Source organism: Gilliamella sp. LMG 34362, from assembly GCF_984569125.1.
Window position 1 is genome coordinate 1,631,101 of the sequence record NZ_OZ474902.1, and the last position, 21,564, is coordinate 1,652,664.

19 protein-coding genes are annotated in these 21,564 nt (G+C 34.1%); 7 read left to right on the forward strand and 12 right to left on the reverse strand.

What is annotated here, in order from left to right; all coding sequences use genetic code 11:
* Positions 1-227: 227 nt before the first annotated feature.
* The gene (locus AC5LWZ_RS07540; protein ID WP_198199999.1) at positions 228-722 is read left to right on the forward strand and encodes a GNAT family N-acetyltransferase; all 495 of its coding nucleotides are present in this window, start codon (positions 228-230) and stop codon (positions 720-722) included.
* Positions 723-768: 46 nt separating this feature from the next.
* Complete coding sequence (locus AC5LWZ_RS07545; RefSeq protein ID WP_198200001.1) at positions 769-1,497, forward strand: rhomboid family intramembrane serine protease; 729 nt, start codon at positions 769-771, stop codon at positions 1,495-1,497.
* A 48-nt stretch (positions 1,498-1,545) separates the two neighbouring features.
* On the opposite strand, the gene lolE is transcribed toward AC5LWZ_RS07545, so the two are convergent.
* From lolE to lolC, 3 genes are read right to left on the reverse strand one after another with little or no spacing between them, the layout of a single operon-like run.
* On the reverse strand, positions 1,546-2,784 hold the full coding sequence (gene lolE / locus AC5LWZ_RS07550) for a lipoprotein-releasing ABC transporter permease subunit LolE (RefSeq protein ID WP_110447786.1): 1,239 nt from the start codon (positions 2,782-2,784) through the stop codon (positions 1,546-1,548).
* A 20-nt stretch (positions 2,785-2,804) separates the two neighbouring features.
* Complete coding sequence (gene lolD, locus AC5LWZ_RS07555; RefSeq protein WP_110447785.1) at positions 2,805-3,503, reverse strand: lipoprotein-releasing ABC transporter ATP-binding protein LolD; 699 nt, start codon at positions 3,501-3,503, stop codon at positions 2,805-2,807.
* Entirely contained in the window at positions 3,496-4,698 is a 1,203-nt protein-coding gene (gene lolC / locus AC5LWZ_RS07560; RefSeq protein ID WP_493464187.1) for a lipoprotein-releasing ABC transporter permease subunit LolC, read from the reverse strand. The genes lolD and lolC overlap by 8 nt, the downstream gene beginning before the upstream one ends.
* Positions 4,699-4,857: 159 nt before the next feature.
* Between lolC and mfd the strand changes: the two genes are divergently transcribed.
* The 5 genes from mfd to mmuM all read left to right on the forward strand — a co-directional run bounded on the left by mfd (position 4,858) and on the right by mmuM (position 13,762).
* Positions 4,858-8,319 carry a transcription-repair coupling factor gene (mfd, locus tag AC5LWZ_RS07565; protein WP_493463393.1) on the forward strand — a complete coding sequence of 1,154 codons (3,462 nt, stop codon included), beginning with the start codon at positions 4,858-4,860 and terminating at the stop codon, positions 8,317-8,319.
* A gap of 32 nt (positions 8,320-8,351) precedes the next feature.
* Positions 8,352-9,878, forward strand: a complete 1,527-nt coding sequence (locus AC5LWZ_RS07570) for a DUF945 family protein (RefSeq protein ID WP_493463394.1) — start codon at positions 8,352-8,354, stop codon at positions 9,876-9,878.
* Positions 9,879-9,972: 94 nt separating this feature from the next.
* Positions 9,973-11,358: a YdgA family protein gene (locus AC5LWZ_RS07575; RefSeq protein WP_493463395.1), complete on the forward strand. Its 1,386-nt coding sequence runs from the start codon at positions 9,973-9,975 to the stop codon at positions 11,356-11,358.
* A 68-nt stretch (positions 11,359-11,426) separates the two neighbouring features.
* Positions 11,427-12,818 (forward strand): S-methylmethionine permease, encoded by a 1,392-nt coding sequence (mmuP, locus tag AC5LWZ_RS07580; protein ID WP_198220323.1) that lies wholly within the window; start codon positions 11,427-11,429, stop codon positions 12,816-12,818.
* On the forward strand, positions 12,818-13,762 hold the full coding sequence (gene mmuM / locus AC5LWZ_RS07585; RefSeq protein ID WP_493463396.1) for a homocysteine S-methyltransferase: 945 nt from the start codon (positions 12,818-12,820) through the stop codon (positions 13,760-13,762). Before mmuP ends, mmuM begins: the two co-directional genes overlap by 1 nt.
* Positions 13,763-14,032: 270 nt before the next feature.
* Here the strand turns inward: mmuM and hxlB are convergent, their stop codons facing one another.
* The 9 genes from hxlB to AC5LWZ_RS07630 form a co-directional block, all read right to left on the reverse strand.
* The gene (hxlB, locus tag AC5LWZ_RS07590) at positions 14,033-14,569 is read right to left on the reverse strand and encodes a 6-phospho-3-hexuloisomerase (RefSeq protein ID WP_086360713.1); all 537 of its coding nucleotides are present in this window, start codon (positions 14,567-14,569) and stop codon (positions 14,033-14,035) included.
* Between the two features lie 10 nt (positions 14,570-14,579).
* Positions 14,580-15,230 (reverse strand): ribulose-phosphate 3-epimerase, encoded by a 651-nt coding sequence (locus tag AC5LWZ_RS07595; protein WP_493463397.1) that lies wholly within the window; start codon positions 15,228-15,230, stop codon positions 14,580-14,582.
* 15 nt (positions 15,231-15,245) lie between these two features.
* Entirely contained in the window at positions 15,246-15,761 is a 516-nt protein-coding gene (locus tag AC5LWZ_RS07600) for a YjbQ family protein (protein WP_086357980.1), read from the reverse strand.
* Between the two features lie 96 nt (positions 15,762-15,857).
* A complete protein-coding gene (locus tag AC5LWZ_RS07605; RefSeq protein WP_034901958.1) occupies positions 15,858-16,142 on the reverse strand; it encodes a PTS sugar transporter subunit IIB in 285 nt (94 codons plus the stop codon).
* A gap of 14 nt (positions 16,143-16,156) precedes the next feature.
* Positions 16,157-17,494, reverse strand: coding sequence for a PTS galactitol transporter subunit IIC (locus AC5LWZ_RS07610; RefSeq protein WP_294884049.1), 1,338 nt, complete (start codon positions 17,492-17,494; stop codon positions 16,157-16,159).
* Between the two features lie 29 nt (positions 17,495-17,523).
* Positions 17,524-17,979 (reverse strand): PTS sugar transporter subunit IIA, encoded by a 456-nt coding sequence (locus AC5LWZ_RS07615; protein ID WP_086364284.1) that lies wholly within the window; start codon positions 17,977-17,979, stop codon positions 17,524-17,526.
* Complete coding sequence (locus AC5LWZ_RS07620) at positions 17,969-19,945, reverse strand: BglG family transcription antiterminator (protein WP_110447778.1); 1,977 nt, start codon at positions 19,943-19,945, stop codon at positions 17,969-17,971. Before AC5LWZ_RS07620 ends, AC5LWZ_RS07615 begins: the two co-directional genes overlap by 11 nt.
* A 226-nt stretch (positions 19,946-20,171) precedes the next feature.
* Positions 20,172-20,972, reverse strand: coding sequence for a helix-turn-helix domain-containing protein (locus AC5LWZ_RS07625; protein WP_493463398.1), 801 nt, complete (start codon positions 20,970-20,972; stop codon positions 20,172-20,174).
* A 25-nt stretch (positions 20,973-20,997) separates the two neighbouring features.
* On the reverse strand, positions 20,998-21,552 hold the full coding sequence (locus tag AC5LWZ_RS07630) for a YbhB/YbcL family Raf kinase inhibitor-like protein (RefSeq protein WP_493463399.1): 555 nt from the start codon (positions 21,550-21,552) through the stop codon (positions 20,998-21,000).
* Between the last annotated feature and the right edge of the window lie 12 nt (positions 21,553-21,564).

The following is a 21,564-nucleotide window of genomic DNA, read 5'->3' on the forward strand; positions in this document are numbered from 1 at the left end:
TGTGCAAGGAATATTAATATAAAATTAATGATATGCAATAATTTTTTATGTAAACATTTGTTAAGAAAAAATTAAGCAATAATAAAAACATTACGGAAAATCTTTTTTGATTAAGTTATTGCTACAAATTTGTAATTTTTCATATTTCGATCTATTTTAACAAATATTGCTTGCTAATAGCAAAGCCATTACAATGAAGCACAATTAACCATAACTCTTTTATTCCTATGATCACTTATGTTAATGCGACTTTAGATGATTTACCTTTTATCGTGGAGGTTTATAATTCGACTATTGCCAGTCGTCAGGTAACGGCCGATTTGCAGCCGGTGTCGGTTGAAAGCCGAATTGCATGGTTTGAACAGCATAATCCGCAAAAACGTCCACTTTGGTTAATCAAATATCAAAATCAACCTTGTGGTTGGGTCAGTTTGTCATCTTTTTATGGTCGTCCAGCTTATGATAAAACAGTTGAGATAAGCCTATATATTCATCAAGATTTTAGAGGCAAAAAAATTGGTCAAACTGCTGTTCGAGAAATTGAGTCATTTGCCAAACAAGTGGGTATTGACGCTATATTGAGCTATGTTTTTGGCCATAATATTCCAAGCATTAAGCTATTCGAAAAAATGCATTATCAACAATGGGCATTACTCCCCAAAATTGCTGAACTTGATGGTATTAAACGTGATTTGGTTATTTTAGGTAAACGATTTGATTAAACTAATCATCCAATTTAATGTGCGTTTTCAACGGAAACTTTAGCATATGTCTATCTTAAAAAATGTTCAATCGATCTATAATCAAGCAAAAATTACCAGTATTTTAATACTGATTAATATAGCTTGTTTTTTTATTTCTCGACTACTCGATGATCGGGGATTCTCAACATTTAGTCAAAATAGATTCTTGATTGATTGGGGTGCTGATGTTGCTCAGTTAACTTTTTCAGGTCAATATTGGCGCTTATTTACTAATATTTTTATGCATGTTAGCTTAACCCATCTTGCCATGAATATGTTAGCATTGTGGAGTATTGGCACTATTCTAGAACGCTTGCTACCACCATTAGCCTTTATTGGCATTTATCTATTATCAGGATTATTTGGTAGTTTAGCCAGTGATGTTGCCACTATTAATCATAATGTCATTAGTTGTGGCGCATCAGGTGCAATTTTAGGAATTATTACGGCATTACTTGCGTATTGTTTAATTAATCGTACTGACTTACAAGAGATGCCAATCAAATCAATCGTAGTCAGTTTATTACTGACCTTTGGGTTAGGATTGCTACCTTCTATTGATAATATGGCACATATTGGTGGAGCTATCACTGGCCTTATTTTAGGCGGACTAATTAGTGTTTGTTTAGAAAAATTCCGCTATCAAAAACAGATCTGCACACTATTAATTATCACGATATTAATAATGTCATCTTTACTTTTATATTGGGGCTATCAGCATTATCAATTGATAAGTGGCTATCAATATTATTAAAAATAAGGCGCAAATCTGATATTGCGCCTTGTTTATGTTTCATTATCATTAATAGCTACTTAGCACGCGAGCCGGATCGATTTTACAAGCTCTTTGCGCTGGATAATAACTGGCAATCAAACTTAGCAGCATGGCCGTAATAAATACCATGATGACATCCAAAAGATGAATTTCTGATGGTAAAAAATCAACAAAATAGATATTACTGTTTAAAAACTTATGTCCCATCATTGATTCAACCGCTGCCATAATATTAGAAAGCTGCCATGCCAATATAGATCCAAGCAATACACCAATCACACTACCGATTAATCCTGAAAGTACACCATACCAAATAAAAATACGTTTTATTAAGCGATTAGTCGCCCCAAGTGTTTTAAGGATAGCAATATCACGTTGTTTATCTTTTACCGCAATAACCAACGTCGACACAATATTGAAGCAAGCCACACCAATAACCACAATCATCGCTAAATACATAATTTGTCTAATCATTTGAATATCACGATACATGAAGCCAAAGGTATGTTCCCAACTATTAAAACTAAGATCTTCTTCAAGATTTAATGTTGCATGACCAATAATAGCACTAGCTTGATAGACATTATCAACATTAATCATCAACCCCGTGACACTGTCACCAATAGCAAGTAACTGTTGTGAATCAGCTAATGGCAATAAAGCAACATTGTTACTTAACGTACCACTTAGATCTAAAATACCGTGTACTTGCAAACGAACACGCCGAGGGGGCTTAAGTTGCTCAGGATTGTTTGATACAGGAATAAGTAAGGTAACCCACTGCCCTTCATTAACCGCTAATGATTTAGCTAATCCTGCTCCTAGAATGATTTGCTGGCTGTCAGCCTTAAAATCTTGCCATCTATTATTAAGGACATAGTTGGGTAATGAACTGATTTTCTGTTCTAGTTCTGGATCAAATCCTTGTACTTCAACAGCACCAAGCTTACTACCATTTTCAATCAATCCGGTAAAACTAACATAAGGCGTCACCGATAAGATATTTTTGTTCTCTTGTAACTCGGTTTGAACATGCTGCCAATTATCTAAGTTGCCATATTGTGAATAAATTTGACCATGTGGTACTACTGATAACACCCGATCGTTGAGTTCTCGTTCAAAACCATTCATAGCGCTTAAACCAATAATCAATGCAGCAATACCAATAGCAATGCTCAAGGTTGAAATAATTGATATCAACGAAACCATGCCACTTTTACGGCGACCTTTACGAAATTTAATGGCTGTAATTAATGATAAATTCATATTTAATTATCCGTTCAGCTTTATTTCACAGAATTACTGGTAGACAACTGGCCATCACTCATAATCAATTGTTGATCAAGTTTATTCGCTAAAACTAAATCATGGGTAACAACTAAAAATGCCGTGCCATGTTCTCGATTAAGTTTAATTAACAGATCAAAAATGGCGTCAGCGGTCGATTTATCTAAGTTACCAGTAGGTTCATCGGCCATCACTAAAGCAGGATTATTAATTAAAGCCCTGCCTATTGCCACTCGTTGACGTTCACCACCAGATAACTCTGCTGGGCGGTGATTAGCTCGTTTAACTAAATTCACCGACTCTAACATTGCCATAGCCCGTTTTTTAGCCTCATTTGGTGAAGTACCCGCAATTAATAACGGCATCGCCACATTTTCCAATGCGGTAAAGTCAGGAAGAAGATGATGAAACTGATATACGAAACCAATTTCTTGATTACGTAAATGTGCTTTTTCTTGTTCTGATAACCGATTAAGCTGTTGTGATTTAAATATAATTTCACCTGAAGTTGGTTTGTCTAATCCACCTAATAGATGCAATAAAGTACTTTTTCCTGATCCTGAGCTACCAATAATAGCGAGTAATGATTGCGGATAAATATCAAATGAAACATTTTTTAGTACTTCAGTAACCATTTTGCCTTCTTTATAGGTTTTATAAAGATTTTTAGCTGAAAGAAGTGGCTGTAAATTATTCATAACGTAAAGCCTCCGCTGGTTGAATATTGGCTGCACGATACGCAGGATAAAGTGTGGAAATTAGTGATAACATAAGTAATCCGAAAATAATAAATACTATCTGTGAAGGCTCAACCAAACTAGGTAATTCAATACCAGCAAAGGATAATCCAAGCACTGACATCAATTCATTGAGATAGGAAGCAAGTAACAGCCCTATGGCACTACCGAGTAAGGTACCAATGACACCAGAACTCGCACCTTGAATAATAAAAATCAGCATAATTTTAAAACGTGACAAGCCTTGCGTTTTTAAAATCGCGACTTCCCCTTGTTTTTCCATAACCAACAAACTTAATGAAGTAATAATGTTAAAAGCCGCCACAATCACAATCAAACTAATTAATAAGCCCATTACATTTTTTTCCATCTTGATTGCTTGAAACAATTCACCACGTTTAGCTCGCCAATCAGTAAAAACTAAATCATCGGGTAACGAACGGTTAGTTACTGATGCGATTTCCAGTGGATGTGTTAAAAATAATCGCCAGCCACTAATATTATTCGCTGGATACCGTAATAAATTTTTGGCATCAGATTGATTGATATAGATTAACGCTTGGTTAATATCATGATTGACCGAAAATAAACCACTTATAGTAAATAAACGTTGTGAAGGAATGCGTCCAACTGGCGTTATCTGGCTAGCATCGGTGACCATTAAGCGAATTTTGTCACCAACCAAAACACCAAGTTGATTAGCCAATGTCTGTCCCAGTATCACATTATAGCTACCCGCTTGTAATGAATCGATTGAACCTGTATAAACATAATTTTCTATTGGATCATGATCCTCTGCGGTGATACCCATTAAGGTACTAACCGTAATACTTTGCTGACTTTGTAATACCACATCACTGGTAATTACTGGCGTAATTCGTTCAACGCCATGGATATTTTCAAATTGTTTAGAATCAATAACAGTTGTATTGATTCTTCCGGTTTTTGTAGTAATTTGCGCTTGGGGGAAAAACTTTAAGATACTGTTTTGCATCTGATCTTCCAATCCATTCATTACCGACAAAACCACAATCAAACCGATAGAACCGAGCATGATGCCAATCATAGATAGCCAAGAAACAAAGCGACCAAACCCATCGGTTTTTTGCCCGTATACATAGCGTAAACCTATATAAAATACTAATGGACGAAATATTTTTGACATAATAGTTATAAAGTACCTAAAGTTTTCAATTAAGTTTAACCAGTTAAATTTTAACTGCTTATCATACAGGATTAAACAGTTATAGAAAACAACCATATAATTACGTTATAATCTTAGGCTAACTTTGTCGCAATTATCTATTACTCTAACATGTCAAAAACATACAATATTTCTAACATCATTCCTAAAAAATCAGGTGAAGTAAAACAAGTCGGTCAACTTGTTGGTTCTTCCTTATCCCAATTTTGTGCACAGGCTATTGCTGCGCACGATGGTTTAGTGGTGATTGTTACAGATGACATGCAACAAACAACTCGTCTTCATGAAGAGTTGAAACAATTTTCAACTTTCCCATCGATTTTTTTTCCCGATTGGGAAACACTACCTTATGATAGTTTTTCGCCGCATCAAGATATTGTTTCCGAGCGACTATCTTGTCTTTATCAGCTAGGCCATTTAACTAAGGGTGCCTTAATCCTACCAATTAATACTCTTATGCAAAAAGTGTGTCCACAAAACTACTTAGGTGGGCATGTATTTATGATGAAGAAAGGCTTAGCCATAAGTCGTGAAAGTCTGCGATTACAACTTGAAAATGCCGGTTATCGTTCAGTCAGTCAAGTTATGGAGCATGGTGAATATGCTACTCGCGGTGCGCTATTTGATATCTACCCGATGGGTAGTGAGAAGCCATATCGTATCGACTTTTTTGATGACGAAATTGATAGTATTCGCACTTTTGATGTTGAAAGTCAGAGAACACTCGATGAAATTAATGAAATTCAACTTCTTCCAGCCCATGAGTTTCCATTTGATAAAACATCCATCGAATTATTTCGTAGTCAATGGCGAGAGCAATTTGAAGTAAGACTTGATCCTGAAAGTATCTATCAACAAGTCAGTAAAAATATTTTACCTACAGGTATCGAATATTGGCAGGCACTATTTTTTAACGAGCCACTTACTCCATTATTTTCTTACTTTTTATCCAATACGTTGATCATTAACACAGCAAATATTGAACAATTTGCTAATAAATATTGGCAAGATATTACGCAACGTTATGAAAGTCGCAAAGTCGATCCGATGCGACCATTGTTAACGCCAGCGGTAATTTGGTCAAAAACCGATGAAATCTTTGCCCATTTTAAACAATACCCTCGAATTACAGTATCACATTCTGAAATTATTGATTCAAACAAAAACATTAATTTACCATTTAGTTTATTGCCAGAGATTGCGATCCAAATTCAGCAAAAACAACCTTATTTACATTTTGAGCAATTTACTCAAGATTTCCAAGGTAAAATTATCTTTTCTGTTGAATCGGAAGGCCGTAAAGATGCATTGCAAGAAATCTTAGGTCGAATGCGAATACATCCGACATCCATCTCACAACTTGATCAATTAGCCAATGCCGAAAATCGCTACTTTTTAATGATAGGTGCTAGTGAACAAGGTTTTATCGATCAGCAACAAAATTTCGCCTTTATCACTGAAAACGAACTATTAGGTCGTCGGGTTATTCGTCGAAAAAAAGAGAGCAAACAGGCAATCAATACCGATAGTTTAATTCGTAGCTTAGCCGAATTAACACCCGGTAAACCAGTGGTACATTTAGAGCATGGTGTTGGTCGTTATGCGGGTTTAACGACATTAGAAACTGGTGGTATCACTGCCGAATACCTTATACTGCTCTATGCAAATGATACTAAGCTCTATGTTCCTGTTTCATCACTAAATTTAATTAGCCGTTATTCTGGCGGTGATGAAGATAATGCCCCACTAAACAAGTTAGGCACTGATGCCTGGAGTAAGGCAAGACAAAAGGCAGCCGAAAAAGTACGTGATGTTGCCGCTGAATTACTTGATATTTATGCTGAACGAGAAAGTAAACCCGGTTTTGAATTTAAACAAGATCGTGAACAATATGAGCTGTTTTGCCAAGCTTTCCCGTATCAAGAAACCGACGACCAACAAAATGCCATTGGTGCGGTTATTGGCGATATGTGCTCACCTTACGCAATGGATCGATTAGTCTGTGGTGATGTTGGTTTTGGTAAAACTGAAGTGGCTATTCGTGCCGCATTCTTAGCTGTGATCAATCATAAGCAGACCGCCGTATTAGTACCGACTACATTACTGGCCCAGCAACATTATGAAAGTTTTTGTGATAGATTTGCCAATTGGCCAATCCGTATCGAAAGTTTGTCTCGATTCAAAACCGCTAAACAACAGCAAGCCATTATTCAAGAACTTGCTGAAGGTAAAATCGATATCGTCATCGGTACCCATAAATTATTACAAGAAGATGTAAAATGGAAAGATTTAGGCTTATTAATTGTTGATGAAGAACATCGCTTTGGTGTTCGTCAAAAAGAACGAATCAAAGCAATGCGAGCCAATATCGATATACTCACTTTGACCGCCACCCCTATTCCACGTACCCTAAATATGGCAATGAGTGGTATGCGTGATTTATCAATTATTGCCACACCGCCTGCGCGTCGATTAGCTATAAAGACCTTTGTTCGAGAATCTGATGATTTAGTCATTCGTGAAGCAATTCTACGAGAAATTTTGCGTGGAGGTCAGATTTATTATCTACACAATGATGTCTCGGATATTGAAAAAGTGGCCGAAAAACTATCTGAACTCGTGCCTGAAGCACGTGTTGCTATAGGTCATGGTCAGATGCATGAACGTGATCTTGAGCGAGTTATGAATGATTTTCATCACCAACGATTCAATTTATTAGTGTGTACCACTATTGTCGAAACTGGAATTGACATTCCCAATGCCAATACCATTATTATCGATCGTGCTGATAAATTTGGTCTTGCTCAGTTACATCAATTACGAGGTCGAGTTGGGCGTTCATATCACCAAGCTTACGCTTATTTATTGACGCCACATCCAAAATTATTAACTAAAGATGCTAAAAAACGCCTTGATGCTATTGCTACTTTAGAAGATTTAGGTGCTGGGTTTGCTTTAGCCACCCATGATCTTGAAATACGAGGTGCCGGTGAATTACTCGGTAGTGATCAAAGTGGTCAAATTGAAACAATAGGTTTTAATCTTTACATTGAATTACTTGATGATGCGGTTAAATCGCTTAAAGAGGGGAAAGAGCCTACCCTCGAATCACTACTTAATAATCAACAAACTGAAGTTGAATTACGATTACCAACCCTAATTCCGGATGATTTTATCCCAGACGTTAATACCCGATTATCACTATATAAACGAATTGCTAGTATTGAAAACCTAGATGAACTCACCGATATACAAGTTGAAATGCGCGATCGTTTTGGTCAATTACCCGATCCGGTGCTATTTTTATTAAAAACAACTAAAATCCGCTATCAAGCAAGTAAATTGGGCATTACAAAAATTGAATATGGTGAAAAAGGCGGCTTTATAGAATTTGGTTCTAACAACAAAATTTCAATAGATTATTTAATCGAAACGATTCAAAAATCGCCAAAAAATTATCGCCTAGAAGGTACAAATCGATTAAAATTGCTTAAATCTGATTTACAGCGAGTAGATCGTATTGATTATATTAAAAATTTATTAGCGGATTTTGCCGAGCATCAAGAAAACTAGCTAAAAAATATAACAGAATATAAAGAGTAAAAATGAAAAAGAAGACACTGGCTTTAGGCGTTATTGCTGTATTAGGTTTAAGTTATGTTGGTATTGCCTGGCATACTGGTAACGTGATTGAAAATGATTTAGATAAATCGTTAACACTAGCTACTGAGCAATTTAATAATAGCCAAAATATATTTAAAATTAACATCAGCCATTCTAATGATAAAAAACAGCTATTTTCAACCAAAACCCATATTAATATGACCTTATCCTCTAAAGATGGTAGTTTTGCTGAGGTATTTACACTAGCTGATAAGGATTTCACTATTCATCATGGCCCTTTCCCACTTGCCGCTTTAAAGCAAGGTATTTTTTCACCACAAATGGCTTGGGTGGAATTTGAAACTAGCAAAGAATCCAATCCTTCCGCATGGAAGACTAGTGATAATCAACCCTTTATTACCGGCTATATTAGTTTGGATTATAGTGAAAATATGATTGTAAAGCTTTTTAGCAAGGAAATCAGTCATTATAGAGAAATTGAAGATAATGTTAAATTTGAATACCAATTAGGCAAAGGTAGTTTTACATTTATTAGTAATATGGACTCAGCTATCCCTTCGATAACACTAGATTTAGATAAATTTCATACTCAAAAAACCGTTTACTATCTTACGTTAGATAAGCTTCACATTGATCTTGATGGCGAAAAACAGTCAACTATGATTGGTTATAATTTGCATTTAGATTCTTTAAAAACAAATTTAAGAGATATTTATCTTTATTATCTAGATGATTATGACTATGCCGAAACTGATAATGACACCTTTTCAATCGAGAATTTAAAGGCAAGTGGAACTATTGATTCCATCAATCAAAATATTACCTTAAATGCTAATCTTGATAAATTTACCCTAATTCCTGAGTCAGATGATGAACGCCCCTTCATCATATTAAACAAACTATCTATCAAACAAAAAACTGATTTAAGTGATACTCGAGTTCTTAATGGCTCATTTATTAGCAGTGTTGATTCAATCTTATATGGACAACAAAATTTAGGTAAAGCAGAAATAGATATTGATTATCAAGGTTTAGATAAAAAAATATTTGGCGAAGAATTTATCGATGAAGAAACTCACTATGATCAACCCATTAACAGTAAATTTGAGCTTAAAAATTTAAACTGGCGTAATGTTAATGGCGATGTCAATATTAAAGGATCACTTGATGTCGCAAAGCTTGATGATATTTATAGTCAAAATAATCCTTTAGATAGCATTAATAATCTTTCATTGCATGTTAATGCCCCCCTTAATGTAATTGCCTACAGCTATGCCCAATATAATGATCCTCACCATAGTGAGCTCAGTGAGCAACAGTTTAACGAATCGAAAAAAACGGTCCAAAAAAACTTGGTATATATGTTCGATGATTCTGCGATATTTAAATTTAGCAAAGGTGAAGAACAAGGTTTATTTATCGATATTGATATACTTAAAGACAGTAACGAGGCTAATATTAATGGTCAAATTTATAACAAAAGTGAGGTTTTAGATCTTTTTGAATAATCAACAAAAGGCGATACATCATTTTTTAATCGAAAATCATGAAAGTAAGTTATATTAAAAAATAATTAAAAGTAAAAAAATTGAGAGAGTAAACATGAAGAAAAGTACACTGGCTATTGGCGTTATTACAATATTAGGCCTTGGTTATGTTGGTATAGCTTGGCATACAGGCAATGTAATTGAAGCTGAATTAGATAACACATTAAAAGATCTAACAAAACAAGTTAATAGTTTACAAAATGATGTTGAAGTTCAAATCACCCATTCCAATGATGAAAAGGGTATTTTTTCAACTAAAACACATATAAAAATTATCGCTGAATCTGCAAGTGCATCCTCGACTATCACGCTATATGATGAAGATGTTATCATCCATCATGGACCATTCCCGCTAGCCGCCTTAAAACAAGGCACTTTTTCGCCACAAATGGCTTGGCTTGAGTATCAAGGTACAGAAAAATCTAACCCAATTTTATGGAAACTTGCTGGTAACAAACCATTTGCAAAAGGGCATATCAATTTATCTTATTCTGATAATCTAACCATTAACCTGACAACACAACCGATTGTTTTGAGTGATCAAGATCCTAATTATCAATTTCTTGAAGGTAAACTCGAACTAGGCCAAATTGATTATAGTGTGTCTGGTAACCTAGGATTTGAAACACCTTCTTTTTCATTGGTTATTGATAATTTAAATTATAAAAGACACGATGGTGATGAGATTAAACTAAAAAATTTAAAAGTTGATAATAAAATTGATTATAAAAATTATTTCTTCGAAGCACAAAATAGTGTTGATGATTTATTTGTTAATTTAAAGGCTAATACCGATAAACCAACAATTGCGCTTAAAAATTTTGCAATGGACTATAAATTCACCAATAAAACAACTGGCCTTGAAGGTAATATGGATATTGCAATTGATGCTTTTAATTACGGCAAGCAACAAATGGGAAATGGTACTTTTGAACTTAATGTTCAAGGGTTAGATAAATCATTTTTTGACAATTTTGAGCAAATATCTTGGTTATTAGATTCAGCTAATAACTCAAACATCACCAATACTAAAATAGACATTAAAAAATTTCATTGGCACAATGCTTCTGGTGATTTCAATTTTAGTGCATTAGTTGATATTGCTAACCTTAACCAAATGACAATTTATGATAGAGACATTGACAAAATTAACCAACTTTCAATAAATCTTGAAGCACCATTTGCTGTAATAGCGAGATTTATGTCACAAATAGAAGCTCCTGAGTCAGAACAAATAACCGATAATCAGCTACAAAGAGCAAGCAATAATTTACAATTAATGACACAAATGGCACTGAGCAGATCGCCATTAGTCACCTTTAAAAAAGGTAATACCTCTGGTATATTTAGCGAACTTGATTACTTAAAATCAAACGATCAAGTGACTATCAATGGCAATAAAATTAGCAAACAAGAATTTCTAAACAATTTAAACTTCTAATCTAAAAAATTCCGCCTATCATCAGGCGGAATACCATTTAAAACACAATTTAATGAGTCAAAACTTATATGAACAAAAACTCTTCTGCTGTGCCTGAAAATCAATTTAAACGATCAATGAAGACACGCCACTTAATCATGTTATCACTAGGAGGTGTTATTGGAACTGGATTATTTTTTAATACTGGGTATATCATCGCTACTGCTGGCGCTATTGGTGCTATTATTGCTTATTTAATTGGTGCAATTGTTGTCTATTTAGTTATGCTTTGCTTGGGAGAACTGGCCGTTGCGATGCCTGAAACTGGCGCATTTCATACTTATGCATCAAAATTTATTAGTCCTGCAACCGGCTATACTGTTGCTTGGCTCTATTGGTTAACCTGGACTGTGGCATTAGGCTCAAGTTTTACTGCAGCTGGTTTATGTATGCAATATTGGTTCCCACAAGTATCAGTTTGGATTTGGTGCTTAGTTTTCTGTGTAGTGATTTTCTTATTAAATATTATTACCGCACAATTTTTTGCCGAAAGTGAATTTTGGTTTTCCATTATTAAAGTGATTACCATTATTGTATTTATCATCGCTGGTAGTGCCGCTATCTTTGGGTTTATTCCAATGAAAAATAACCTACCTGCCCCATTTTTGCACAATATTACCGAACATGGCTGGTTTCCTAATGGTATTATTCCGATTGTAATGACCATGGTATCAGTGAATTTCGCATTTTCAGGAACAGAACTTATCGGTATAGCCGCTGGCGAAACCCATCAACCGGAAAAAACCATTCCACTAGCCATCAAAACGACTATTCTACGATTGATTATCTTTTTTGTTGGTACTATTTTTGTGTTAGCAGCCCTATTACCAATGAAACAAGCTGGCGTTATTAAAAGTCCATTTGTTGAAGTATTTGAAAGTATCGGTATTCCTTATGCTGCTGACATTATGAATTTTGTCATTTTAACTGCTATTTTATCCGCAGCTAACTCTGGATTATATGCATCTGGTCGCATGTTGTGGTCGCTATCTAATCAAGGTACATTGCCAAAATGCTTTGGTAAATTAAATCCAAAAGGTATTCCAACTACTGCTATTGCCGTTAGTATGATTGGAGGATTATTAGCTTTGTTCTCCAGTGTTATTGCTCCCGATACTGTATTTGTAGGCTTAACGGCAATTTCAGGATTTGCCGTTGTTGCTGTTTGGTTAAGTATTTGTGCTTCACATTACTTTTTTAGAAAACAACTCTCAACATCTGAAATACAATCACTAAAATATAAAGCCCCACTTTATCCATTAGTGCCAATTTTAGGGTTTATATTATGTTTAATTGCTTGTATTGGACTGGCTTTCGATCCTGAACAACGGATTGCCCTTTATTGTGGTATTCCATTTGTAGTGGTTTGCTATATCGCCTATCATGTTACCCGAGCTTATCAACAACGAGTAAATCGATAATGTCAAAAGAAAATCCTCTATCGCAGTTATTAAACCAAAATAACTACGTAATTATTGACGGTGCTTTAGCAAGTGAGCTACAGCGCCGTGGTTGTGATCTTAATGATAGCTTATGGTCAGCTAAAGTATTAATTGAACAACCCAATCTTATTAGACAAGTTCATTATGACTATTTTAATGCAGGGGCGGATTGTGCTATTACCGCTAGCTATCAAGCGACACCATTAGGTTTTGCCCAAAAAGGGATATCACTTGCCGAATCAATAAATTTGATAAAACAAAGTGTAGCACTAGCTCAACAAGCCAAGCAGCAATATCTAGATCAAATTAAGTCAGATAAGTTATTAGTTATCGCTGGTTCGGTAGGGCCCTACGGAGCCTATTTGGCAGACGGTTCAGAATATACTGGTAATTATCAACTTAGTGAAAATGAGTTTATTGATTTTCATCAGGCCAGAATGCAAGCACTCATTGAAGCAAAAGTTGATATTTTAGCTTGTGAAACCCTACCCAAATTTGTTGAAATAAAAGCGTTAGCTAAATTGCTACAACAATATCCAACAATGACAGCATGGTTTTCGTTAACGTTAAAAGATGCCAATCACCTTAGTGATGGAACTCCACTTGTCGAAGTGATTGATTATCTAAATCAGATTGATCAGGTAGTCAGTATCGGTATTAATTGTATTGCCTTAGAAAAGGTCTCTCTAGCATTAACCGAATTACAAACACTCACGGCGAAACCTTTAATTGTTTATCCTAATTCAGGTGAGCAATATGATCCAACCACTAAACTATGGCACAAAGATCATCAACATAATTGTAGCTTTGATAATCAATTGCCAGTTTGGATCAAGTTAGGGGCCAAATTGATTGGTGGCTGCTGTCAAACAACTCCAAATGATATTGCACAAATTGCTCATTATTTAAAAGCAGCTAATTAAGTATAATCGATAGTTTACATTTATAGCTATAGACCAATAAATCAGCACCGTTAATTAAATCGATAAGATAAATTAACGGTGTTTTGTTATATAATTAAGAATTTCATAACCTAAAAAGCCCCTCTCCTCAAATTTTTTGCTTCAAAAAAGTGCTTTCCTCAAAATTTTTTGGCTCACATTTAATAATGAAATATTTATCGTTCTCATTTAAGATTGGAACTACTGTAATAAGTAGAATTTTATCTCAAGGGTGTAAGTTTAGTTTGCATTCTATTCGATATTAGCATGACGGTTTTTCATTAATTCTGGCGTCTGTTGCAATTCTGTCATTAGACTGTAAACAATGCTGTCATAAGTGAGTAATGATAGTTGTTCAAACGTACTGCCCATCGGTTGATTTAGTTCAAGCACTTTTATTGGAATTGCCACAATATTATCCGCTAACTTAGCTAAGCTAGAGTTACCATTGGTAGTAAATAGTATTATTTTAACGCCAAGTGCTTTTGCTTGATTAGCATAAGCAATTAAGCTTTTGGTTTCACCGGAACTCGATCCTAAAATTAATAAATCACCGACATTTGCTTTTGGTTTACTAATTTCAGTTATCAAGCTAACATTCAAGCCCAAATGCATTAATCGATTAGCAAATGCCCCAATCATTAACCCAGAGCGACCGGTCCCAGCAAGAAAGATGTGTTTTGCTGCAATAATGGCATTTTTAAATTGGCTAAGTTGTTCCTCATTGATGGAGCTTACTTGTGCTGATATTTCAGTTAATATTTTTGATAATACATCTTTGGTATCCATTATTATTTCCCTATTTGATTGCCGCTTTTAATCTTTCTATGTTGCTTTCAAGCGGATTATTTTTAAAGATAAATCCCCCCGATACGATACTGTTTGCGCCAGCCGTAACACATGAAGATATGTTTTGATCGCTAATATTGCCATCAACCTGAATATCGTAATGATAATTACCGATTTGTTTTATACTTTTCAATTGTTCTATTTTTGGTAACGTAAAAGGTAAAAAACTTTCATTTTTTTGGCCAGGATTGACCGTCATGACTAAAACCTGATCGACCTGAGGTAATAAGAGCTTCAGATTTTCAACTGGTGTACAAGGGTTTATAGCTATACCGACTTTAATATTACTATTTTTAATTTTATTAATAATATATGAATGATGCGCCGTTGCTTCATAATGAAAGGTAATAATATCAGCTTTAGCATCAATAAAATCAACTATGGCTAATTCAGGTTTTTCAACCATTAGATGGCAATCTAAAATAAAATCAGTATGCGCTTTTAGATTTTTAACAAAACTAGCATTAAAGCCTAGATTGGGTACATAATGATTATCCATTACATCAATATGTAGTTGGCGAATACCTAAAGTTTGTAGATTTTCTAGAGTTTCTTTGATCTGATAAAGATCAGAATTAAATAGTGATGGAGACAGTATCATAATTATCTCCTTTTATTAACGACCCATCAGCATAAAATTCACATTACGTTTTCTTTCACGTAGTGCATCCCAATCGACAAAATAAATTCGTCCTAACTGCCCTAATAACGGCTGGCCATCTTTAATAATTAATACAATTGAAAAATGACCAAACAGTGATGATTTGATATGAGCATCTGTATTTAACATAACCCATTTTTCAGCTGGATAATTAGGGTCACTGAGGCTTAAACCAAATTCAACATGCTTTGGACCCGGTGAGTTATATTGATTTTCGCTGGTCATCCGTGGAGCAATTTTTTCTAATGTATTGTTGATATCAACTTGCAGAAATTCATCACCAAAAAAATTAGTATCGTGCATACATTCTTCAAAAAAAAGTGAACATGTTGTATGGCTAGTAGCTATCGTTAATTGACCATTTTGGATATTGGATTGCTTTACAAACTGTTTTAATTGCTCAGTAATATCGTGGTATGAATGCCTACCTGCAACCGTGTTGATTTCAATGGCATGATGAATAATATTCATAATAGTTTATTCCTTATTATAGCCCCATCTACTTTGTAGCTAAGCTTCACAAAATAAATGAGGCGATCATTATCAAAACTTAAAGTTGAATTTAAATTAAATAGCTAAACGCTTTTTCAATTCAGCAAAAAATTCATTTAATCCAACACCAGTAAGTAGTGGTAATCCATTAATTACTTTTGCTTTAATTGAATCCGGTACAATAGTTGTGCTTACAACCACATCATAAGAGTCAATCTTATTAAGTTCATCAGCAATCTTAGATTGATAAATTTTTACCTGATCTGTTAATTTTTCATCACTAAGCCATTTATTCACTTTGCTTACTGCGATAGTCGAAGTTGCATGCCCTGCACCACACATGATAAGTAAATTCTTCATATGATTATTTCCTTTTAATACATTTCAATTTTTTTGATTTTGTTGATATAGATAAGCAAGCAAAGAATAACTAGCGCTAAACCGATTAGACCAATAAAACCAAGCTGAGATAACAACAGTACGAATAAGGTTACTGGCCATAATCCACATAAAATGACAGTAACAATACCAGCAGTACCTACATCGTAATTAGCCAAATGGAATACATCAGTAATAACTGGTGCAAGCCATGTTGCCATATATAAGCAGACGACCAAATAGATGGTGCCACCTAAAATTGAACGAATAATATTCCCTTTGAAAAACGGTACCATTAAACAGATGCCAAAGGCATAGAAAGCTAAATCACCAAAAGGTAGCACTTTATTACCCGGTAAAATTAAGGCTAATAATAATGAAACTGGTACCATAATTAACGCAGTTGCCATTACCGCAGGATGACCAACAGTTAACGCAGCATCCATACCGATGTTAACTTGTTTGCCATTGAGTTTTTTACTGGTAAATTCACGAGCAGCATCAGCTACTGGAAGTAAGCCTTCCATAAACATTGCCACCATTTTCGGCATAATTTTCATGATTGCAGCTGTTGAAATTGCTAATTTACCAATTTGAGGAACATCATAATTAGCTAAGATGCCAACAACAATACCGATGATTAAACCAATTACCACTGTATCACCGAAAATCCCAAATCGTTTGGTTAATGTTTCTGAATCAGCATTTAATTTGTTTAGTCCTGGAATACGGTCAAATATCCAATTTAATGGAATTGCAACAATTGCCCCTGATAATGCCATAAGGTGAGTAACGGCAATACCCGGATATCCAAAGAATGAACTAATTGGTTTTTGTAAAAGATCAGCTAAAAACCATTGCAACATTACTGCAGTGATACAACCAATAATACCAACCCAATATTCACCTGTTACTGAATAAGCCACTAAGCCGAGGAAAATTGCAAACCAGAAGTTCCAAATATCAACATTTAACGTTCTAGTCCAACCTAGTGAAATAAATAAAAAGTTAATAATTAATGAAGCAGGAATGAGTAATAATCCCAATGTGGTTGAGAATGCTAACGGGCCGCCTACTCCACAACCAATATCCATGATGCTTAATGACGTTCCATATTGCTCACCCATTTTTTGAATCGCAACACCTAACGTATCTGATAATAAACCAATAACTAAACCAAGACCGACAATACCAATACCGACGGTAATACCTGACATCATCGCTTTGGAAAAGCTAACTCTAAAAAACAAGGCAATAATAAAAATGATGATAGGTAAAAAAACGACCCCACCTAAATTTATTAGCCATTGAAAAATATTAATGACACTATCCATTTGTAACTCCTTAATAAAAATAATCCATCCTATTTAACACCAGCGCTATTTAAAATAGAGATAAATTCGTTAGTTGATTGACATTGTTCTAATAATTTTATTTGCTCCTCATTTTGAAATAAGCCGATTAAATTTTGTAAATTCTCAACTTGTTCATGTGGCTCTTTCATTGCTAACATGAAAATAAATTTGACTGGTATTTGCTCTTTATCATCGGTCATACCAGAAAAAATCACCGGATTTTTTAGTGATGCAAAACAAATTTGTGATTGATTCACTTTTGAGGAATCGGTGTGGGGAATTGCAAAACCAATCGAATTAACTAATAAACCTGTAGGGTATTGCTGTTCTCTTTCTAAAATACCTGTTAAATAATCTTGTTTAACAATGCCATGTGACAATAACATTTGTGCCATTGTGGTTAAGATCTCTTCTTTGGTTTTTGCCTCAATGTTAAATAGGCATAAATGTTGATCAAAGTACATTCTTGATTCCTCTTTGATTATCCAAAAATTGTTTAAGTTGTTTAAAATTTGTGAGATTTTTTAAGGATGAAATTGCTTGTTTATTTGAAACAATTTCATAAATTTCGGTAAAAACGTCATTAATGCTATTGATATTGTCTTCGGAAAGACTAACCATAATAATAATACTGACATCAATCATGCCCCATTTTATTGGTCGTTTGAGGGTCATAATTGAGATACTCGATTTAATAACAAACATTGGCGAACCATGCGGTAAAGCAATACCGTTTTCGATTGAAGTGTCGCCGATTTCTTCTCGATATAAAACTGAGTCACGATAGTTTTTAGTCACTAAGCCTTTATCTTCTAACTTACTTATCAGCAAATTAAGACATTCACTTTTATGTTGAATATCAACATTTAATTCAATTAAATCCGCATTGACAAATTTGGCGGTAGATGGGTAATAATTACCTTTGTCTGAAAAATCGGATTGTTTATTCAAGACATAGTTAGCGTAAGCTTGGATAATATTTTGATAGTCTTGTTTGTTCAACAAAGATGATATTTTGACCATCGGTTTATTAATATTTTTGATATCCAGAGTGGTGATGATCAAGTCGACATTACTAAGCTTAGTCGAATTCAGTTTAGCCACAGAATACACTTCAATATTATCTTTAGATGGCAAAAATTTGCGGACTTTATTTAAGATTAAATTTGATGATGAACATCCATATTGACAAATAATAACGATGTTATTGGCATCAGCGGCTTTATCTAAGGCTATTTGGAAATGAATCAACAAAAATGAAATTTCATGATCATTTAAATGAATATCAAATTTACGTTCTAAGTCTGAAAGCGCATACCATAACACACTAAATAATTTCGAATATTCCTGTTTTATTTCATCTAATATTGGATTAATAATACGAATTTGCTTTTGCAACCGAGTAATCATCGGTGGGAAATGCGACAATAATGAGTGAAATAATTTTCCATCACCAGAGAGATCGACACTTTCAATATCGCCTATTTTTTTGATAATTCTACGAATAATTTGCTCATAAAAACTATCATCAACAATGACATTTTCATCAATAATGCGATGAGCAAAAAACAATTTACTTAGGTATTTAATATCATTGGTCGAAAACGTCACAGTAAAAGTTAACTCTAACGTTTTAGCCAGTTCCGAGGCAATCAAATAAGATTGCATATATCGGATATGATTAAATAAGAAATCACTCTCTTCCGGAATTGAATAACCTAAACACAATCTTTTTAGCTGAATGGTGATGGATATCAGTAATGAAGATAAATAATGCTCTGAAGATTGTACGACTACTGATTCAAAACGTTCAAATAATAACTGAGTTATCTGTTCAAAAGAGTTATCACCAATAAATGATTTCATCAATTGATTGAGATAATAATCATCTTGTTTATGAATATACAAAGATAAGAAATGTTTAATCGCTCGTTGAATTTGATTTTCATTACCGTCAATACAAATTCCTTTATGAGTGACATTTAATAGAATATTTTCTTGCTCAAGAGCCCGATTAATAAATTCAATATCTTTGTGTAACGATGTTTTACTGACTAAATAATCATCAGATAATTGTTCCAATGATACTGATTCGCTTTTAAGCAAACAGCGTTTTACGATATCTAATCGACGGTATTCAGGACTTAAGCGTCGTGATTTTTGATTGAAATAGCTATGACTATTTTTTTGTTCTAAATAGCTAATAATCGGCTCAACATCCGTTTTTTCACCTACTAGCATTAGCCCTTTACGGGGAGACTTTTCGATTCGAATATCCGTATTCGGTACCGTTATTAACTGTTCATTTAGTTTTTCAATATCGTAATATACAGTTTTAGTTGAAATTGATAATTTTGAACTAAAAAAAGCAGCCGGTTTAAATTCCGATTGGCTAAAAAGTAGTTTAAGTAATTTGATTTGTCGTTCCATTACTCAACTCCTTTTTCTAATTGTTGTTGCAATACATTCATAACTTGATGATTTAAAGTATAGTTAGTTAAATAAATAAGACGATTACATTTTTTTCCAGATTAATCTGGAATAGAATGTGATCTTAATCAATGTAAAATAATGAGATTGACTGAATATCAAGCTTAAGATGGGGTATTTGTTTTAATGTAGATAACCAATAATTGGTGGATATTGAGATAGAAACTTATTCAGAACGTAACATCTTAGGCGAAATGCCAAAGCGTTTTTTAAAATAATGGGTAAAGCGAGAACCACTATCATAACCAACTGATTGAGCAATAGTTAATATTGATTTTTGGGTAGTTTGTAATAAGACCAACCCATAATTTAAACGTACATCTAAAATAATTTGTGATAAATTTTGCCCTTCTCGAGCTAAATAACGCCTTAAAGTTGATTCGCTCATTGCAAATTGATCAGCGATAACTCTTAGTTTCCATTTTTTATCAGATTGTTGGCTAATCATTTGTCTTATCTGGTAACTGATGCTAGTGTTATTATTGGCTTTAAAAACAATGCCTATTGAGGATAACCTGATTAATAATTCTAAAAATAGATGTTTAACTAACATCAAATTCATCCTAGAATCGTTCACTGAGCTATTTATCAATTCAGATTCTATTTGTGATAAACGATTAATAAAATTATCTCTTAAATCAGTTTCGACTTTAATCTTTTTAAGGGGTTTAGGAATAATTTGTTTATTAGAAGATGCAAATTGATTTAGTAATTCATCATACCAACTAAAACATATTGCTTGGTAAGGTGTATTATTAATCGACAAATTAGTCATATTCAAAATGGTATTCGCAGGAATAGCAATAATCTGCCCTGCTTTAACACTAAGTGTTTCACCATTCCACTCAACTAATTTTTCACCACTAATAACATATACCAGTAACGGCTGACTGTTTTCAATATATTTTAACTTATGGTTACCATGTTGAGTAATATGAATAATCTGCCCGATTAATTTAAAATCCAATTTAGTCTAACCTATTAATTATTGCCTAACGAGTGTAATGATAAGTGATACTTGTTTTGGCTATTTGATGTGCATTTGCAATAAATCCTATCATCGCGGGTGTTGTTTGATCAGTCACATCAATATGGTCAATATCAAGAGCATAAAGTGTAAACTGATAACGGTGATTGCTGTTTTCCGGTGGGCATGGACCACCATAATTAATCGTACCATAGTCATTGCGAATTAATTGACTACCTTTAGGTAATAATTTAGGTTGATTACCAGCTGATTCAGTAATAAGTTGGCTTTGCACAGGAATATTTACCACCTGCCAATGCCACCAACCGGATCCCGTCGGTGCATCAGGATCATACATGGTCAATACTAAACTTTTAGCATTAGTTGGAACATTCTGCCATTCAATTTGCGGTGAGATGTTATCGCCAGTACAACCAAATTGATTGGAAATAAATTTACTAGTAAATCCATCTTTAGCTAATTCTGGAATGATTAATTTTAATTGATCGGCTAAACAATTAAAAGGTGCAAGCATCGCCATGCTTAATAATAATGGTTTAAAGTGTTTTACTATAAACATGTTGTTTCCTTT

Excerpts from the sequence above, each read along its gene's own strand:
- lolD (WP_110447785.1), bottom strand. The coding sequence starts at position 3,503 with ATGAATAATTTACAGCCACTTCTTTCAGCTAAAAATCTTTATAAAACC.
- AC5LWZ_RS07605 (WP_034901958.1), bottom strand. The coding sequence starts at position 16,142 with ATGAAGAATTTACTTATCATGTGTGGTGCAGGGCATGCAACTTCGACT.
- AC5LWZ_RS07570 (WP_493463394.1), top strand. The coding sequence starts at position 8,352 with ATGAAAAAGAAGACACTGGCTTTAGGCGTTATTGCTGTATTAGGTTTA.
- mmuP (WP_198220323.1), top strand. The coding sequence starts at position 11,427 with ATGAACAAAAACTCTTCTGCTGTGCCTGAAAATCAATTTAAACGATCA.
- hxlB (WP_086360713.1), bottom strand. The coding sequence starts at position 14,569 with ATGGATACCAAAGATGTATTATCAAAAATATTAACTGAAATATCAGCA.
- AC5LWZ_RS07540 (WP_198199999.1), top strand. The coding sequence starts at position 228 with ATGATCACTTATGTTAATGCGACTTTAGATGATTTACCTTTTATCGTG.
- AC5LWZ_RS07610 (WP_294884049.1), bottom strand. The coding sequence starts at position 17,494 with ATGGATAGTGTCATTAATATTTTTCAATGGCTAATAAATTTAGGTGGG.
- AC5LWZ_RS07575 (WP_493463395.1), top strand. The coding sequence starts at position 9,973 with ATGAAGAAAAGTACACTGGCTATTGGCGTTATTACAATATTAGGCCTT.
- mfd (WP_493463393.1), top strand. The coding sequence starts at position 4,858 with ATGTCAAAAACATACAATATTTCTAACATCATTCCTAAAAAATCAGGT.
- AC5LWZ_RS07630 (WP_493463399.1), bottom strand. The coding sequence starts at position 21,552 with ATGTTTATAGTAAAACACTTTAAACCATTATTATTAAGCATGGCGATG.
- AC5LWZ_RS07620 (WP_110447778.1), bottom strand. The coding sequence starts at position 19,945 with ATGGAACGACAAATCAAATTACTTAAACTACTTTTTAGCCAATCGGAA.
- lolE (WP_110447786.1), bottom strand. The coding sequence starts at position 2,784 with ATGAATTTATCATTAATTACAGCCATTAAATTTCGTAAAGGTCGCCGT.
- AC5LWZ_RS07545 (WP_198200001.1), top strand. The coding sequence starts at position 769 with ATGTCTATCTTAAAAAATGTTCAATCGATCTATAATCAAGCAAAAATT.
- AC5LWZ_RS07595 (WP_493463397.1), bottom strand. The coding sequence starts at position 15,230 with ATGATACTGTCTCCATCACTATTTAATTCTGATCTTTATCAGATCAAA.
- AC5LWZ_RS07600 (WP_086357980.1), bottom strand. The coding sequence starts at position 15,761 with ATGAATATTATTCATCATGCCATTGAAATCAACACGGTTGCAGGTAGG.
- AC5LWZ_RS07615 (WP_086364284.1), bottom strand. The coding sequence starts at position 17,979 with ATGTACTTTGATCAACATTTATGCCTATTTAACATTGAGGCAAAAACC.
- mmuM (WP_493463396.1), top strand. The coding sequence starts at position 12,818 with ATGTCAAAAGAAAATCCTCTATCGCAGTTATTAAACCAAAATAACTAC.